Genomic DNA, 16,884 nt, shown 5'->3' with positions numbered 1-16,884 from the left:
GAATACGGACGCATGGCCACGAACGGCGCGACATTCTCTGCCGAGCTGTGACGGTGCACCGGATACCGCCACATCCATACCGGCCACCCACGCTTGACCAATATCAGCGGGCCTCCATGCTTCCGCCGCAGCGACAGCCATTTCAAGCAAGTGGTCCGCATTAGCGTCCGTGGCCAGGAAATGGAGCACCGCATCTCCTTGCTCTTGTTCGTCATGCGACCCCTTGCCATGACTGACGGAAGTCAGGCCACTTGCTCAGCGAACCACTCATATTACACGCCACACACGCAGCATCCCCGATGCGCTTCCGCATCGCCCGGAGGCGGCACGATCATCTTGCGATGAAGGTCCAAGTTCTCCTACTCGCCGGGATCCTGACCCGGTCGTTCTGTTCCGCCCAGGCCTACAACCCGTTGGCGATTCCACCTTTGGTCACGGCAGACACCTTCCACTTGGTGGTTGCGCCCAGCACCATGGAGTTCTATCCGGGCATTACCACCCAGACGTATGGGATCAACGCGCCTTACCTGGGGGCCACGCTCGAGCTTCAGCATGGCGATACGGCACGTTTCCGTGTGTACAACCAACTTCCCGATGTCACCACGATGCACTGGAACGGCATGGAAGTCCCGCCGGTCTTCGATGGCAGCCCACCCCTGCAGATCGCCCCAGGCGGGACCTGGGACGTGAAATACAAAGTGATCGACAAGGCCAGCGTTTACCTGTACCACCCGCACACGGACATGCTCATCGGTCAGCAGGTGGGGAAAGGCGCTGCGGGCCTGATCATCGTGCGGGACCCCGAGGAAGCCGCGCTTGACCTTCCAAGGACCTATGGGGTGGATGATATTCCCTTGGCCGTCCAAGACAAACGATTCAGTAGCAGTGGTCAGTTCGTACAGGCACCTCTCGGGGACAGCATCCTGGTGAACGGGACCCCGCATGCGTTCGTCGAATGCCCGGCACAGGTGGTCAGGCTGCGCCTGCTGAACGCATCGACAGCACGCTACTACGACTTCGGATTCGACGACGGCACCACGTTCCACGTCATCGCGGCGGAGAACGGCCTGTTGGCCGCGCCAGTGCCGATGACGCGGCTGATGTTGGGCAGCGGGGAGCGCGTGGAGCTTCTGCTGGACCTGTCCGGCATGGAGGGTGATAGCCTGGACCTGATGAGCTATGGAAGCCAGCTTCCTCTTTCGGTCCCCGGCAGCAGCAACATCCTCTGGGAGAGCAGCGCCCTGAGCGGGATCGATTTCCAGGTGCTGCGCATCCGGGTGACCGCACCAACGGCCGATCCGGTCACCACGATGCCCGTCACGCTCGCCAACGTGCAACCCTACCCGGAGAGTTCAGCGATCCGCACTCGGGTCAAGGTGATAGACGGCATGGGCATGGTCGGGATGGGCATGTTCACCGTCAACGGGACCGAGTGGGACATGAACGTCATCAACGACACCGTGATGCTCGGCACCACCGAGATCTGGGAATACATCAACCACTCGAACATGGCGCATCCCATGACGATGCACGGTGGGACCTTCTATGTGCTCGATCGCAATGGATCGCCTCCAGAACCATGGGAAATGGGCCCCCGGTCCGTGGTGAACGTGGACGTCGACGATACTGTGCGGGTGATCATGCGCTTCGCGAACTATACCACCGACGGCTGGCCGCTGATGTACCATTGCCACAACCTGGCGCACATCAATATGATGATGTGGCAATTCATCGTGGTGGACCAGAACGTTCAGGTCGCCGAAGCCGGAGGGACCGACGGGGTGCTGTTCCCCAATCCGACCGGATCCATCGTGCGTTACGCCACCTCGTTCCCGGTGAAGACCATCGAACTGCACGACGCGCTCGGCAGGCTCCTTCAGCGGTGGGAGACGAGTGGCTGCTCCACCGGAGAGCTCGACATCCGGGCATTCCCAAGCGGACGCTATCACCTTGATCTCCGCAATGGTGCCCAGGTGTTGAGGAGAGCGATCATCAAGCAGTAACGGATGCAGGTTCCGTGGTCGCGCCCGCATGATGAGCATGCGCCAGGACTTGGCAAGGTGCGCGCGGCAAGTCGATGGTGCGTTCCTCCCGCACTCGGTTCGATATCGCTCGTGATCCCGATGCAGGCCCTGATCGCGCGCCGTATGCGGAACGGCTGACCTTGTCTGCGGGACCGAGCCAAGCCCATCACGTGATGGTCGGACAGCCGTATTCGTGCATGCCATACCGACCTTGACAATAGTGGGCGGCGCCCGCATCACGGCCTCTTCAACACCAATAACCGGCGGGAGCACCCAGGCCGCGCAGGTGTTGCGCGACATGGGTTACGGACGGACGTGGTGGCTGTGCGGTGGGACGGTGGGGTGGCGGTGAAGGAGATCACCGAACGACGAAGTGCAACAGCCCTGCCGCGGCACCATACACTGCTCAAGAATTCGCTGCGAAGGACATACCGGTCCAACGCCGTAATTTGGTGGCATGGGACTCGTGAACGGCCATCTCTTCCTGAAGAACCCGCGCCTGCCGGACCTTGAGCCGGTGCCCGTAAGTGCCTTGGTGGATACCGGGGCCGTACACCTCTGCATCCCCGAGCATGTTCAGATACAGCTGAAGCTTGAAGTCATTGACCAAAAGGAGGTGACCTTGGCGGATGGCAGCCGGAAACTGGTGCCCTATGTGGGCCCTATTGAGATCCGCTTCAAGAACAGGACGGGGTTCGCAGGCGCATTGGTCCTCGGTGATCAGGTACTGATGGGTGCCATTCCCATGGAAGACATGGATCTGGTGGTGATCCCCAAGACCCGCACCATCGATGTGAATCCGGACAGCCCCAACGTGGCCTCGAGCGTGGCCATGGGCGTGCGGCCATCGAATCGATCTTGATCCTACGGGGCTTTGTCCCTGTGGCCTCTTGGAGGCGACCCACTTCATCCAAGCATCATCACAACGCGACCGCCGAAGGAGCGCATCATCACCGTGTGCGCGAAAGGCGGCGGAAGAAGCGCGCAGGCCGCGCAGGTGTTGCGCGACATGGGTTTTGGCCGGACGTGGTGGTTGTGCGGGGGGACGGTGGGGTGGCGGTGAGGGCTGTACAGAGCACGGTGGGGATCGGCACCTCACTCAAGATCCATATCTCGTAGTAGGGCGCAGATCGTGACCTTGAAGGCGCTCGAATTGGATGTCGCAGGTTGCGACATCCAATTCTACATTCGACGCATGAGCAAGGCACTGGTGCGCATTCCCGATGAGGTCGTAGAACGGAAGGTCCATGTGGTGCGTGGCCAAAAGGTGATGATGGACCGCGACCTGGCCGCGCTCTATCAGGTTGATACCCGCCGCCTCAAGGAACAGGTGCGCAGGAACATCGACCGCTTTCCCGCCGATTTCATGTTCGAGATGACCGACGACGAACTGGCATTGCACATAAATTGAGTCACACTCTTGGCGACACGAACTCTCCAGAAAATGACACCAAATTCCGTACTTGGCAACGAACCCGATAGCGTGCAGCGGCTTCTCTCCGAACAACCGAATCGTTGGGAGTACCTACTGGCTTCCGAACTTCTTAAAGTCCGCTTGTCAGGTGCGAACGCGACTTACAATGAGCTAAGAGAGCGAAGTGCTTCCATTGAGAAGGTTCAGTGGGACCTTGATTCCTTCCTTGCTTGGGTAGAATCGAGCACTCAAACGTTTGAGCCGATGGTTGGGCGAGTTGAGACACTTCTCGGCGTTGACGTTCAAAAGGCGCTTGGTCCCCCAGGCGTCGATGCGGACCTCTTCGAGTTACGCGCAGTTGCTGAACGGGTCAGGCTACTGTGTCAAGAGTTGCTCTCTTGGGAAGCGGAGGCCATTGCAATTCAACCACCGGTCGATTTCGAAGGTGCCGTGGAGATCCTCCAAGGATGGCCAAAGGTCTTCTTGGATACCATCAACGAGTTCGTCAGCAAATGGGAGTACGGCTTCAGTCAGCCGCCGAATGCCGAAGGGAAACTCGCTGTCTCCATCAATCTTACGATCAACCCTCCACCTCGCTCCGGAGAACTTCGCGAGATGATCAGGAGGCAGGAAGAGCGTATCAAGCTCCGGTTGAGCAGTCTTGAAGCGCTTGCCATAGAACCACGCAAATCAAAAGGCACTGGCGAGTTGCACAATCGGCTCGGACATGACGTGGTGGTTGAACGGCTCACTGCTTTGACCTTCACCGCTATCGACTTTGAAACAGCCAACGAGCAGCGGAATAGTATCTGCGCCATCGGGGTCGTGCAAGTGCAGAATGGCACCATCACAAAGACGTGGAAGCAGTTCGTACAACCACCAGAGCTTCGAGTCTCCGAAATCAACCAATCAGTTCATCGTATCCGATATGATGATTTGCTGAACGCCCCAACCTTTCCAGAGATCTGGGATGATTTCAAGGAGATGATCGAGAACTGTGTTGTCACAGCGCATAATGCAGAGTTCGACATGAACGTGCTCAAACAGACCTTGGACCACTATGGCCTCGAAGAGCCCAACATCCGGTCACTATGCACGCTAAAGCTGTCTCAGGTCGCCTTCCCCCAACTCGATGATTACCGCCTTGCCGATGTGACCAAGTACTTAGGGCTGGAATTCAGGCACCACTCCTGCGATGAGGATGCCCGCGTTTGCGCGGAGATTGCCATCCAGGCTATTCCTCGCGTGTCATTGAAGAAGCTTGACTTGGATGATGCCGACTTGACACGCAGTTTGTTCAAATCCCCTTCGAAGACAAAGATCAGCGGCTTCTCTGAGGCATTCTCGGACAAGCGCATTGACAGTGGTCTTTTGAAGCCGCAACTCGAAGGCGCTGATCCGAACCATCTATTCTACGGAAGGCGCTTGGTGTTCACTGGAGATCTTCGCGCGATGCAACGCAGCGAGGCTGCCGAACTGGTTCGAGCACTGGGAGCGGACATCAACACAAGCATCAGCAAGAAAACGCAGATCGTCGTGATTGGCGATGGTGCCGGTCCATCGAAGCTCAGGAAGATTAAAGAGCTACAAGATCAAGGTATCGATATCCGCATCATCTACGAGGAGGAGTTCTTGCAGATCCTCGGTTAACCTCCTGTCTTAGGCGCGAGTATTAGGCCGTGCGTTGGCCTCGTGCGCTTTGGGTCAATCCACTCGTACCAGCAGTTCTCCCCTTCGGCCGCGATCTCCGACCATGCGCCAGCCATGCCTTCGGAAGGTAAACGCGTAAGCGATCGCACGGGAAGGCCCGGACCCCTGCCGCGTTACGGGGCCGGGATGTACTGAGCGTTCGTACTTTTCCACGGCATGAAGTACGACCTCGCCGGCGAACAAGGTGAAGTGCTGCCCAACCTGTTGGGGTTGACCACCGCGCAGGAGATAGCTGAAGCCGAGTTCGAGGGCTTCACCGAGGCGGAGATCATCCTCTCGGAAGAATTGGAGATCGAGACGCGGTTCGATGTCGCGTACATCCAGCGGATCCACGATCTGGCGCTCGGGCGCCTCTACGCGTTCGCGGGCAAATGGCGCGACGTGAACCTGTCCAAAGGCGGTTTCACGTTCGCCGCCGCGCGCTTTCTGCCAGAAACCATGGGCACGCTACAACGAGAAGTACTCGCCAAACTGGACGGCGGCAACGATCTGGACACCCTGATCCGCGACATCGCTACCGTGCATGCGGAATTGCTCTTCATCCATCCGTTCCGTGAGGGCAATGGACGAACCGCGCGCATCCTTTCCAACCTCATGTGCAGACGATCAGGCTTCGGAACCTTGCGATGGGAGCTGATCGGCAAGGGTGAATTCGAAGCCTACGTGGCGGCGGTGCAGCGCGCGGCCCTGAAGGACTACGCTGGGATGGAGCGGATCATCCGCGTTGTTTGGCCAGCCTGATCTCGATCTTCTTCAGCAGCGCAGCGGCCACTTGCTCGGAGATGTGCAGGCCCTCGATGCGGAACGAAGCCAACATGGACCGCAGGATCTCCTGACGGGTGGGTTTGTTGGGCTTCGTGCTGGTTGCCATGCTTCAAAGATAGTTGGTGCGCGATGCGGCGATCCCCTTGAGCACGCCTTTCGAGCGCTTGCGCGCATCAACAAGCGAGATCACATCTCCCTTCTTGATCGCCTCTTCAGAGAGGACCGCCATCTCCATCATGCGCCGACGCATGGCTTCTTCCTTCGAGTCATCGCGCAGCAGTATGTCGATCGTCCTCAAAACGGTCGGGTCCTCTTCGCGTTGGATGCGCTTCACCAGTTTGTTCCTCAGTACGGTGGTGGTCATGTCCGGTCGACTTTGGTGCAAGTTAAGCCCACACATGCCATCAGTCCTCCCCTCCGGATCGATCCCGTTCCTTTGAGCTGATGCACAACGCGCGTCCACCTTTCTCGCTCGGCCAGATCACCGCGTACTTCCTGAAGCTCGGTTCCATCGGTTTCGGTGGACCCGTGGCGCTGGTGAACTACATGCACCGCGACCTGGTGGAGCAGCGCAAGTGGATCAGCGAAGAGGACTACAAGGAAGGCCTCGCGCTGGCGCAGCTGATGCCGGGCCCACTGGCCGCGCAGCTCTGCATCTACCTCGGCTACGTGCATCATCGCATCCTGGGCGCCACGCTGGCGGGCGTGGCCTTCATCCTGCCCTCCTTCCTCATGGTAGTGGCCATCGGCTGGGCCTACGTACACTATGGTGGACTTCCATGGATGCAGGCCGTGTTCTACGGCGTGGGCGCGGCGGTCATCGGTATCATCGCCATCAGCGCGTTCAAGCTCACGCAGAAGAGCGTGGGCAAACTGGAACCGAAGAGCATGCGGGCGAATTGGCCCTTGTGGGCGCTCTTCATCATCGGAGCCGCCGTAACGGTGATCACGCAGCGCGAGGAAGTGCTGCTCTTCGTGGGCGCTGGCGTGCTGTACATGCTGCTGAAAGCACCGCCGCAATGGATGCGCGGAACGAGCGCGCCGGCGATCCTGCTGGCCACCACCGGCGCGGCAGCGGCCGAAGGCAGCGTGCTCTGGCGCATCGCGCTCTTCTTCGGTGAGGCGGGTGCCTTCGTCTTCGGCAGCGGCCTGGCCATCGTGCCCTTCCTGCACAGCGCCGTCACCGAGCAAGGGTGGCTCACCGAGCAGCAGTTCATCGATGCGGTGGCCGTGGCCATGATCACGCCCGGCCCGGTGGTGATCGCCGTGGGCTTCATCGGCTACCTGGTGGCGGGTTTCCCCGGCGCCTGCGTGGCCGCCGCCGCGACCTTCCTTCCGTGCTATCTGCTCACGATCCTTCCCGCGCCATACGTCAAGCGCTTCACGAAGAACGCGAGCGTGAAGGCCTTCGTCGATGGCATCACCTCGGCGGTGGTGGGTGCGCTCGTAGGCGCCGTGGTGGTGATCGCCCTGCGCTCCATCGGCGACATCCCGCAGGTGCTCATCGCCGTTGCCGCGCTCGGTGCCTTGCTCTATTGGAAGAAGCTGAAGGAGCCGGCCGTGATCGCCGTGGCAGCGGGGCTGGGGCTGTTGCTGAAGGCCACGGGATAGAGCGCATCTCAAAAATGCCCTTCGGGCTCCGCGAGGGTCTTTCGCGCCCATGCGTCGTTGTCGAAGCCCTCACAGAGTACCCGACTATGCTCGGGTTCGACGCCTCGCCTGAACGCGAAATCCCGCTCGCTCGCTACCAAAAGCAATTTCAGATGCGCTCTGATCAACGCAGCACCTCCACGGAGAGATCGTCGAACCAGGTGCGCGCATCGGCCTTGGTCCAAAGTCCCACATGACCGGGCATGGAGAAGGTCGCGTCATCGGTCTCGATCAGCGTTCGACCGTCAATGGCGCATTCGATCCGATCGCCTTTCATGCGCACTTCGAGGGTCCACCACGAGCCTGCCACGACCGAAACACCCACGCTTGCCAGTTGCTCACGATCGCCCTTCACCACGCGGTACAGACGAAGGTTGTCCTCCAGGGGATTGAAACGCGCGATGTAGTAATTGTCGGCGTCGAGCATGCGCCAGATCACGCCACCGCCCTGATCCTCCTCTCCATCGATCGCTTTGACGCGCACCGATAATACGACGTCCGATGCGCTGATGCTGTCGTGCGTGAGCAGGTTGAAGTGCATGCCCCGGTTCCGGGCGCGTTGGGCCACCACTTGGTTGTTCCCATCGCGTTCGACAGCCCAATCGTCAACACCTGCTTTACCGGTGTGGCGCATGCTGAAACCACGGACCGGCCCACCAACCGCCATGTCCTCGAAGGTGAAGCGATACGAGGCGAGCGGAGCAAGGTCAGGTACAGGCAGACCGGGCGCTTCCGGAATGTCAGTCACCCTGCCGGCGTCCGGACCGCAACCCAATACAAGCCATGCTGCGCATAAGATGGGAAAGGTGAGCGGGGGCATCGTGACACTGACTTAACGCAAAAGTAATGTCGCGCTCGCCGACGACCTTTGTCTCGACATCTTCGATCATGCGTTCAGTGGCTTCGTGCCTTGTCTGCCTGTTCCTCCTGATCCGCTCGGCCACTGCGCAGGAGGTGCGTGGCTTGTTGCGCTCTGCGGATGGCCCCGTGGAGTTCGCCAGCGTGGTACTGTTCGGCCTGGACAGTATCCGTTCGCCGGCCGGTTCCGCGTTGACCGACAGCCTCGGCGCTTTCACCATCCGCACAGCGGCGAGAGGCGTTCACCTGCTCGAGATACGCTGCCTGGGCCATGGACCGTACCGCGACACGCTCGTGCTCCGAACGGGGATCAACGATCTGGGGATCATCGAACTGCTCACCGACACCACCGCCTTGAACGAAGCCGAAGTGACCGCCATGCGGAAACTCCTGCGCAGGTCGGAGGAAGGCATCGTGATGGAGGCCTCCGACAACCTCACCCAGGTGGGCGGCAGCGCGGCCGACCTGCTGCGCAACATGCCCGGCGTGCAGGTGGACCCCGAGGGTGGCATCACGGTACGGGGCCGTGCGCCGCAAGTGCGTATCGATGGTCGCATCTCCGCGCTCAGCGGCATGGACCGCGTGGCGGACCTGGAGCGAATTCCGGCAAGCAGCGTGCAACGCATCGAGATCATCACCGATCCCTCGGCCCGGTACGATGCCGACTCCGACGGCGGCATCATCAACATCACGTTGAAACGTGGCGCGGGCCGCGGCACCTCGGGTGCGGTCGGCCTCGGCATCGGCCAGGGCGCCAACCTGCGCTTGAACGGATCGGCGTTGATCGAGCACGGGGGAAGCCGGTGGAAAATGGGGGCGGGAGCAGACGCCTGGTACACCATCCGCACCCGCGAGGTGAACGGTGACCGCACCCAATACGACGTGCCCGAAGCCTACTACCTCACGCAACGTCGCTCCGATGACCGGTTGGTGACCAGCCAGCTCGCCCGCGCGCATGCCGATCGCGATCTTGGAGCGAAGGGTCGGCTGGGCTTCGGCCTGATCTGGAACGGAACGGGGCAGGACAACGAGGAAACCGTGCGCAACACCTACCGCGACGCCGACAGCCTGGTCACCCGTAGCAACGAGCGCTTCAGCAACGAGGTCCGTCGCTTCAATACCGTGGAGTTCACCGCCGACCGCCAACGGCCGGGACGCACCGCCGGTCGCAATACGTTGATCGCGTTCAGCACAGCGTTCGCCGATGATCAGGAACGCACCGACATCCGCAGCACGGAAACGGACGCGACCGGCATGGCCCTGGGCTCACCGGTACTTGAACGCACCCGCAACCTGCAGCGCAGCAACCTGAGCAGCCTCGCGATCGACCACACCCGGCCGTTGAAGGACGGACTGCGGCTGGTCACTGGTTATAAAGGCATGTTGCGCTTGCTGGAGGCGGATATCACGACCGAGACCGAGGCGAACGGTACCTTCTCGGAAGTTCCAGGACGCGTTGACCTGTTCACCTTCACCGAACATATCCATGCCTTGTACACACAGTTCGACGGCGGCCGCGGACCGGATACAGCCGCACGTTGGAACTGGCAGATCGGTCTTCGGATGGAACAGGTATGGAACACAACGACCAGTGAACTGCTGCAAACCAACAGAGGCAACGACTACTTCAACCTGTTCCCTTCCGCGAAGATCAAGCGCACCCATGGTGATGCCAGCACCAGCGCCCTCAGCTACGGTCGTCGCATCAACCGGCCCGGGCTTGGGCAGTTGAACCCGTTTATCGACATCACCGATTCGCTGAACCAATACGGGGGCAATCCCGCGCTGGTGCCCGAACTCGTGGACGCGATCGAACTGGCGCATGATCGATCCGTGCGCAAAGGCGACCTGGGGCTTCGCGCCTTCTACCGACGCGCGCGCAACAGCATCCAGACCTTCACGGTTCTGGACAGCAACGGTGTTGCCTTCAGCAGGCCGGAGAATTTCGGCGCGATGCACACGGCGGGCGGCGAATTGCTGCTCGCTTTTCCGGTCACTAGGTTCTGCAACGTGAACCTCAGCGCATCGCTTTACCAGCAATGGCTCGATGATCCGCTGCTGGAGAACGAATTGCTGGCATGGTACGGTAAGGCCATCGTTGCGATCGTTCCGTGGAAGTCGGCCAAGTTGCAGGTGGCAGCGAACTACACCGCGCCGGTGCTGCTTCCGCAAGGAAAGGTGGAAGCCGTGTACTTCGTGGATGCCGGTTTCACGCAATCATTCGCTAATGGGCGCGGGCGCATCGGGATCACCGGCCAGGACCTCTTCCGCACCATGGTCACACGCCGCCAGCTGAGCAGCGAGGACTTCACCTTCACGCGTTCCTTCCGAGTGGACTCGCGCGCAGTGCTCTTCAGTCTCGGCTGGACCTTCGGCGGCGAATTCAAGGAACAGGTGATGGAGAACCGGTTCAAGAATGATTGAACTTCGCCATCCAGTACCGATCAACATGGAACGCAAGGACTTCCTCCGCGCCGGAGCGCTCTTCACGGGCGCCGCGCTCTTCACCCGCGACGTGCATGCCGCACAGGACATCCAGGGCATGGGCCTGGACAAGCTCGTTGATGCTGAAGGCAACTTCGTGCAGGCCGCGCTCCCTTACGCCGAGGATGCCTTGGAGCCACACATGGATGCCGAGACGCTGCACCTGCACCACGCTTTCCATCATGGCGGCGCAGTAAAGGGCGCGAACAACGACCTCGCCAAGCTGAACGCGGCCATGGACGCCAACGACCAGCCGGGCATGACGTATTGGAGTCGCAAGCTCAGCCACCATCTGAGTTCGCATGTATTGCACAGCATCTTTTGGACGAACCTCACGGCGAAGCCTTCAACGCCGAATGGCGAGCTGCTCGCGCGCATCGAGAAGGACTTCGGCACGCTGGATCGGCTCTGGGCCGCACTGGCCGCCACCAGCAAGGACATCGATGGCAACGGCTGGGGCGTGCTCGGCTACCATCCGTACACGGATAAGCTGCTGCTGATGCCCGTGGAGAACCATGAGCGCATCACGCAATGGGGCGCTCTCCCCTTGTTGGTGATCGACGTGTGGGAGCACGCCTACTACCTCAAGTTCCGCAACCGCCGCACGGAGTTCGTGGACAACATGCGCGCGCTGGTGAACTGGGACAATGTGGCCGCGCGGCTGGATGCGGCGGTGAAGGCGGTGCGGTGAGGGTTACGGCCAGCACAAGGTTTTGGACAAGACCGAGCTACTGATATCCCAAACTCGCACTCACCCCCAGCCCGAACCACGGCTTGCCCTGGTAGATCCACTTATCGGTATGGTTACCTACCGCTTGATCCATACCCACGGTCAACATGATGCCCAGGTTGTTCCGAGCGAGAACGAAACCACCCCCGAGCATGATCGCCGGGCTGTTCTGCACCACGGTGCTCGTCTTCAACTCGGCGACCGTGAGACCGATGAACGGCGCAGCGGTGATGGAGTAGTTCGTGATGGCGCGGTGCGTTACCAGACCGTAGCCGCGGGTGTGCCCATAGAACAATGCGATGGAAGGGTCTTTGACCAATGAAGGCGCTAGCGAAAGCGTGGCAGGTCGTAAGCGTAGTGGTATGGTCATCGATCCGAAGTGCCAACCACGGAACCCGATCCTCAGCGCCTTGGACCAAGGGTCGACCACGGGCAGACCGATCCGTTGATCGATGGTGAGCCCGGCCTTCAGTTCATTGCCGCATACCTTCCATGTGGGACCGAACGGCTCTCCGTTCACATCGGCCGAGCGTATTTTGAAGTACGTGGTATCTGAACGGAGGGTCTAGGCGAAACTGGAGCGGTTCTGCGCGTGGCAGGTCAGCCCGATCGTGGAAAGCAGCGTGAAGAGAACGACGCGGAAGAAAGAGGCGCTCATTCAGCTTCGGTATCGCGATCAAAGTGTCCAACCGTTCTGGAGGAACAAGGGCACGTACTCCTTCGGGATGAAGAGCCGATCCTCCACGTTGGCGACGGTGTAGTATTTCTCCGGTCGGAGGATCGTGTTACCGTTGCCCGGACCGAGGTCGATAACGAAACGGTCCGGTCCGCTCGATCCGCTGCGGGCCAGGAAGCGCAACTCGTAGGGCAGAAGGATCAAGGGATCGGCGTTGTCGAAGATGCCGGACCTGTTCGTGCGCGCATTGGCCACGGCCTTGCGCGCGGCGCGCAACCGTGCTGCGCCCGCTATCGCCGCCCAGAAGCCAGCAGGTTGCACCTGGGCTGAAGCGAACGGGCTGCCGGCAAGGAAGGGTTGTATGTTGGGATAAATGAAGTAGGGTGCTACAACGCCTGCCACAAGCAACAGTTCATTGTAGCTCAGCTTCCGTTGTTCCGGGGTCCAGTTGTCCTTATCGGCATGAAGGTAACAGAGCAGCCTTCCGTAGCCATCCATGAACTCGTTGCCGAACGAGGTGAAGAACGCGAAGCTTTCCTTGGTACGGCCGCTAGCCGCGATGTCCGCTTCGATCAATTCCTCGGTCTTGCGTTGTGCCGCCATCGCGTGCTTGTGGTGGTTCGCGGCCACCATGGCGCCGCCGGCCATGCGGCCCTCCAGATGGTTCTGCAAGTCAGGCGTTAGCGTGATGTCGGTCTTCCAGGCCCCGCTCGTGAAGAATGCGTCCCACTTGGGGTTGTCGATCTTCACGTAGTTGCCGGTCGGCCGCAGGTTGAATCCCATCTCAGCCGCGTCGATGCCCAGGAAACGGCTGGAGATGTTGTCCGGTGTGCTCAACAGGACCGTATCGCCATCGGATACGATCTGCTTCACCGATCCCGCTCCGGCGCCGTACTTGCCGAACATGAAGCGGCCCATCTTCAGGGTACCGCTGGTCCAAAGTGCTTTTGCCATGGTATGGGGGGTAGGGTTGATCAGTTCATCTTGTCCACGGTGCGCAGCGTGACCGCAGCGATCGTAAGGGTGGGATTGGCGGTGGCCCCGGTGGGGAATACGCTGGAGCCCACCACCCACAGGTTCGGGTGGTCGTGGCTGCGACCATCGGGGTCCACGACCGATGTGGTGCGATCGGATCCCATGCGCGTGGTGCCCATGATATGGCCCGCTGTACGGAACTCGAGGATCGGGTCCTGCGGTTTGATCTCGGTACAGCCAAGCTTCTGAAGGATGGTGCGCAGGGTTTGTTGGGCATGGATGAAACCGGCACGCGAGTAGTCGTCCAGCGAATTGGTGATGCGCGGCACGGGGATGCCCAACGGATCCTTGCGATCGCCGAGGGTCACCTTGTTGTGTTCATACGGCAGCTGCTCGCCACTGAAGCTGAAGCGCAATTGCCGCCAAATGCGGTCCGTGAACTTCGAGCGCATCTCCGCGCCGATGATCCCCTTGTCCACCAGATCGCCAAGGCTCTTGGACGGTTCCTCGGTGCGGCCCCAGCCATCGTTGCCGAAGGTGATGTTATAGGCCATGCGCTTGCTGCGGAAAGTCCCGTCACAGAAGGCCGGTATGCTCGCTGTGCCTTGCGGGCCTCGGAACGGGAAGATGTGCTCAGGCATCAGGCCCACCATTTCGTTGTTCAAGTGGTCCATCAGATTCAGGCCCACCTTTTTGCTGCTGTTGGCCAGCCCGCTGAAGAGCAGCAAGCGGCCGTTCTCTATGGCATGCATGGCGAGCACCACGTTCCTCCCCTTCACCCGCTTTTTCTCCATGCTGCCGCTTTTCCAGTCGATGTACACGACCTGTCCGATCAGTTGCGTGGCCCCATCAAGTTCGAGGCTGTGTACGGCGCGATGCGTCCAGAATTCGACGCCTTTCCTTTTTGCGGCCCTCACATGCACCGAAGCATCGTACTTGGCGCCGATCGGGCAGATCGGGATGCAATTGCCGTTTCCTTCGCAGGCGGGCCGCTTCACCTGGGCGCCGTTGTTATCGTACGCCTGGCTGTTGCGCGCTTGGGGCGTTGGCAATACATGGATCGGCACGCCGTCCACGGTGAAATCATACCCCAGTCTTTCCCGCACGCGCAGATCGCTATAGCTATGTACGATCGCCGGCATGGGGAAGGCAGCCGAACGGAAGGCCCCGTGGTAGTGCTCACTCCACGCATCCCCGTCGCAGGCCACGCCCAGCTCCCTTTCGGCCATCGTGTAATAAGGCTCCAATATGTCATAGCCGAAAGGCCAATCCACCGCCCTGCCGTACTGCGACCTCATCAGGAAATCGTTGGGCACGAGACGCGGGCAGTTCCCGCGCCAGGTCCAGGTGGAGCCGCCCACGAGGCGCTGGTAGGTCGCCTTCCAGAATTCGCGGTCGTTGTCCGGCGCTTGTTTCAACTCGTAGTACCGCTCCAGGTCGGCCTTCGAGCCTCCGTCCGGGCTGGGGATCGTGGCGTTGCTTCCCAGTTTCGTATACGGCGAAAGCGTTGAACGCGTGGGCGATAAGGCCCATTCCTTCATCAGCTCCTTGCGCAAGGCGATGTCTCCACTATTGTCCGCGGCATTGGACAACTGGGTGAATAAGGGCTCCGTGGCCCAAGGCGCATCTGCAGCTTCGATCACCAACACTTTGGGGTTGCCGGGCTTTTGCGCCAGCTTGTAAGCGGCCAAAGCGCCGGACACACCGGAGCCGATGATGATGTAGTCATACACGGTTTCAGCAGGCATGGCTCAAGGGAGTTAAAGTTTCATGCTCCAGTATCCGTAGGGCTTGTCCGAAAAGCCACGCACAGGTGCTTTGATGTTCACGTACATCAGCGCTTTCCTGTAGTGCTCCACATCCGTAGGTGGATCGACCGGTGCGGGCTGACCGGTAGCAGGCGGCTTCTTCTCGAATTGCGAGGTGTACCATACGTTCACGATCTCCTTGATCAGATGTGTGAAACTCACGGCGTGCGGTCCCTGCATCAGTTCCCGCTTGATCTCGCACACGGGATCCACGCCGGGCAGGTCGCCAAAGGCTACGAGCAGTGCATCGAATTCAGTAGTGTAGACCGCCTGCATCCGTTGGAGATAGGAGGCGGACAGGGCCGGGTCCAGGTCGTCGTGACCGGTGACAGCTTTGGACAAAGCGAGAAAGCGCTGCTGGGGTGTGGTGATGGGCATGGTTCACGGGTATTGATGGCAATGCCAAACGTACTTGGGCCGGGGCCCCCGAAAATACCCACTTCTGGGTGTTTTTGGTGCTGTGTTAACAAAAAAGCACGGGCCTCGTTGACCCAGCCGATCCGCTTTGAAGCACGGTTGCCCTGGGTACCGAACACGGCCATGGTACTGTGGTAATGGATGATCCTCAGATCCGACCTTCGGGTTCTCCCGCGCTGCCGAGCCCGACCGGCTCTGGGCAGCGCTGGCCGCCACCAGCAAGGACATCGATGGCAACGGCTGGGGCGTGCTCGGCTACCATCCGTACACGGACAAGCTGTTGCTGATGCCCGTGGAGAACCACGAGCGCATCACGCAATGGGGCGCTCTCCCACTGTTGGGCGATCGACGTGTGGGAGCGCGCCTATTACCTCAAGTTCCGCAACCGCCGCACGGAATTCGTGGACAACATGCGCGCGCTGGTGGACTGGGACAACGTGGCCGCGCGGCTGGATGCGGCGGTGAAAGCGGTGCGGTGAGGTTGGGCGGGATGTCGCCGAGATCGGCCTGATGACCGAGGCCAGAAGATCTCGCTGGTGCAGGTTGTGAGCTATGCCAAGCGGGGACCCGAGTACAACGACCTCGTTCTCCCGGAGCAGCTGATGCGCGTCCATTACGACAGTGCACCGCTTAGCGCGCAGGCGGAGAAGCGCATACGAGGAAACTACTGCTCGATCAGTGAGTTCGGACCGAACGACGGGATCACGTTGCTCATTCGTTTCCCTCTCCGTGGTGGTCCGCTTTGCGGAAGGCGCAGAAGAGGAAATTCTGGACCGTGTCGAAGGGCGTCACATGGTCCACTTTGAAACACTTGATGCGGGCGCACAGGTGTTGAAGGCGTTCCACCACTTCCGCCTCGCTATAGCGGTGCACCGGAATGCCACTGCATTTCTCCGGACCATTCTCGCTGAAGGTGCCGAGTATCAAAAGGCCTCCAGGTTTCAGCGAATGTGACAGCCTTTCCAAGTAGCGATCCACATCGGCATCCGTGGTCAGGAAATGGAACACCGCGCGGTCGTGCCACACATCGAACGGCGCGGATGCATCAAAGCGGGTGGCATCCCCTTCGATCCACTGCACCGATGCGGCAGCCGCACCCAGGCGTTGCTGCGCCTTGAACAGTGCCGTGCCGCTGATGTCGAGTACGGTGACATCCCTGTACCCGCGCTCCAGCAGGTGGTCCACCAGCAGGCTGTCACCGCCACCCACATCAATGATGCGCGCATCCAGCGCAACATGGCGCTCGGCAATGAGATCCGAGGACACCTTGGGCATTGCCTGGAACCAGCTCAACTCCTGCGGATCCTTCTTCGCGTAGATGGCCTCCCAATGCTGTTTCGGGTCGAAGGTGTTGGGGTGCATGGTGCGATGTG

At 60.4% G+C, this 16,884-nt stretch carries 17 protein-coding genes; 9 read left to right on the top strand and 8 right to left on the bottom strand.

The genetic code is table 11. The features are described from left to right. Nucleotides 1-455: 455 nt before the first annotated feature. The 5 genes from IPJ87_01035 to IPJ87_01015 all read left to right on the top strand — a co-directional run bounded on the left by IPJ87_01035 (nucleotide 456) and on the right by IPJ87_01015 (nucleotide 5,889). Nucleotides 456-2,003: a multicopper oxidase domain-containing protein gene (locus IPJ87_01035; GenBank protein ID MBK7940460.1), complete on the top strand. Its 1,548-nt coding sequence runs from the start codon at nucleotides 456-458 to the stop codon at nucleotides 2,001-2,003. A gap of 478 nt (nucleotides 2,004-2,481) precedes the next feature. Further along, nucleotides 2,482-2,886 (top strand): clan AA aspartic protease, encoded by a 405-nt coding sequence (locus IPJ87_01030; GenBank protein ID MBK7940459.1) that lies wholly within the window; start codon nucleotides 2,482-2,484, stop codon nucleotides 2,884-2,886. A gap of 333 nt (nucleotides 2,887-3,219) precedes the next feature. Next, a complete protein-coding gene (locus IPJ87_01025; protein ID MBK7940458.1) occupies nucleotides 3,220-3,435 on the top strand; it encodes an ORF6N domain-containing protein in 216 nt (71 codons plus the stop codon). Between the two features lie 33 nt (nucleotides 3,436-3,468). After that, nucleotides 3,469-5,088, top strand: a complete 1,620-nt coding sequence (locus IPJ87_01020) for a 3'-5' exoribonuclease (GenBank protein MBK7940457.1) — start codon at nucleotides 3,469-3,471, stop codon at nucleotides 5,086-5,088. 216 nt (nucleotides 5,089-5,304) lie between these two features. Further along, nucleotides 5,305-5,889 (top strand): Fic family protein, encoded by a 585-nt coding sequence (locus tag IPJ87_01015; protein MBK7940456.1) that lies wholly within the window; start codon nucleotides 5,305-5,307, stop codon nucleotides 5,887-5,889. Here IPJ87_01015 and IPJ87_01010 read toward each other — a convergent pair. Together IPJ87_01010 and IPJ87_01005 are read right to left on the bottom strand one after the other, a co-directional pair. Beyond that, a complete protein-coding gene (locus tag IPJ87_01010; GenBank protein MBK7940455.1) occupies nucleotides 5,864-6,019 on the bottom strand; it encodes a hypothetical protein in 156 nt (51 codons plus the stop codon). The genes IPJ87_01015 and IPJ87_01010 overlap by 26 nt on opposite strands. A gap of 3 nt (nucleotides 6,020-6,022) precedes the next feature. Continuing rightward, a complete protein-coding gene (locus IPJ87_01005) occupies nucleotides 6,023-6,277 on the bottom strand; it encodes a hypothetical protein (protein MBK7940454.1) in 255 nt (84 codons plus the stop codon). 80 nt (nucleotides 6,278-6,357) lie between these two features. Here IPJ87_01005 and IPJ87_01000 point away from each other — a divergent pair, with 80 nt between their 5' ends. Then, a complete protein-coding gene (locus IPJ87_01000; protein ID MBK7940453.1) occupies nucleotides 6,358-7,524 on the top strand; it encodes a chromate transporter in 1,167 nt (388 codons plus the stop codon). 163 nt (nucleotides 7,525-7,687) lie between these two features. Here IPJ87_01000 and IPJ87_00995 read toward each other — a convergent pair whose 3' ends face one another. After that, nucleotides 7,688-8,383 (bottom strand): hypothetical protein, encoded by a 696-nt coding sequence (locus IPJ87_00995; protein ID MBK7940452.1) that lies wholly within the window; start codon nucleotides 8,381-8,383, stop codon nucleotides 7,688-7,690. Nucleotides 8,384-8,451: 68 nt separating this feature from the next. Here IPJ87_00995 and IPJ87_00990 point away from each other — a divergent pair, with 68 nt between their 5' ends. Both IPJ87_00990 and IPJ87_00985 read left to right on the top strand, forming a co-directional pair. Continuing rightward, nucleotides 8,452-10,845, top strand: coding sequence for a TonB-dependent receptor (locus tag IPJ87_00990; protein ID MBK7940451.1), 2,394 nt, complete (start codon nucleotides 8,452-8,454; stop codon nucleotides 10,843-10,845). A 25-nt stretch (nucleotides 10,846-10,870) separates the two neighbouring features. Beyond that, complete coding sequence (locus IPJ87_00985; GenBank protein MBK7940450.1) at nucleotides 10,871-11,596, top strand: superoxide dismutase; 726 nt, start codon at nucleotides 10,871-10,873, stop codon at nucleotides 11,594-11,596. Between the two features lie 37 nt (nucleotides 11,597-11,633). Here the strand turns inward: IPJ87_00985 and IPJ87_00980 are convergent, their stop codons facing one another. From IPJ87_00980 to IPJ87_00965, 4 genes are all read right to left on the bottom strand, one after another. Next, nucleotides 11,634-12,155, bottom strand: coding sequence for a hypothetical protein (locus tag IPJ87_00980; GenBank protein MBK7940449.1), 522 nt, complete (start codon nucleotides 12,153-12,155; stop codon nucleotides 11,634-11,636). A 156-nt stretch (nucleotides 12,156-12,311) separates the two neighbouring features. After that, nucleotides 12,312-13,265: a hypothetical protein gene (locus tag IPJ87_00975; GenBank protein MBK7940448.1), complete on the bottom strand. Its 954-nt coding sequence runs from the start codon at nucleotides 13,263-13,265 to the stop codon at nucleotides 12,312-12,314. Nucleotides 13,266-13,285: 20 nt separating this feature from the next. After that, nucleotides 13,286-15,034 carry a GMC family oxidoreductase gene (locus IPJ87_00970; protein MBK7940447.1) on the bottom strand — a complete coding sequence of 583 codons (1,749 nt, stop codon included), beginning with the start codon at nucleotides 15,032-15,034 and terminating at the stop codon, nucleotides 13,286-13,288. 12 nt (nucleotides 15,035-15,046) lie between these two features. Then, entirely contained in the window at nucleotides 15,047-15,472 is a 426-nt protein-coding gene (locus tag IPJ87_00965) for a hypothetical protein (GenBank protein ID MBK7940446.1), read from the bottom strand. 389 nt (nucleotides 15,473-15,861) lie between these two features. On the opposite strand from IPJ87_00965, the gene IPJ87_00960 reads away from it, so the two are divergent. Continuing rightward, complete coding sequence (locus IPJ87_00960; GenBank protein ID MBK7940445.1) at nucleotides 15,862-15,990, top strand: hypothetical protein; 129 nt, start codon at nucleotides 15,862-15,864, stop codon at nucleotides 15,988-15,990. 232 nt (nucleotides 15,991-16,222) lie between these two features. Here the strand turns inward: IPJ87_00960 and IPJ87_00955 are convergent, their stop codons facing one another. Further along, nucleotides 16,223-16,873, bottom strand: a complete 651-nt coding sequence (locus IPJ87_00955; protein ID MBK7940444.1) for a class I SAM-dependent methyltransferase — start codon at nucleotides 16,871-16,873, stop codon at nucleotides 16,223-16,225. Nucleotides 16,874-16,884 lie beyond the last annotated feature (11 nt).

The sequence above is a fragment of the Flavobacteriales bacterium genome (assembly GCA_016713875.1).
Lineage (GTDB): Bacteria > Bacteroidota > Bacteroidia > Flavobacteriales_F > PHOS-HE28 > PHOS-HE28.
The sequence above is the reverse complement of the archived record's forward strand: the minus strand, read 5'-3'. Positions and strand labels throughout refer to the sequence as shown.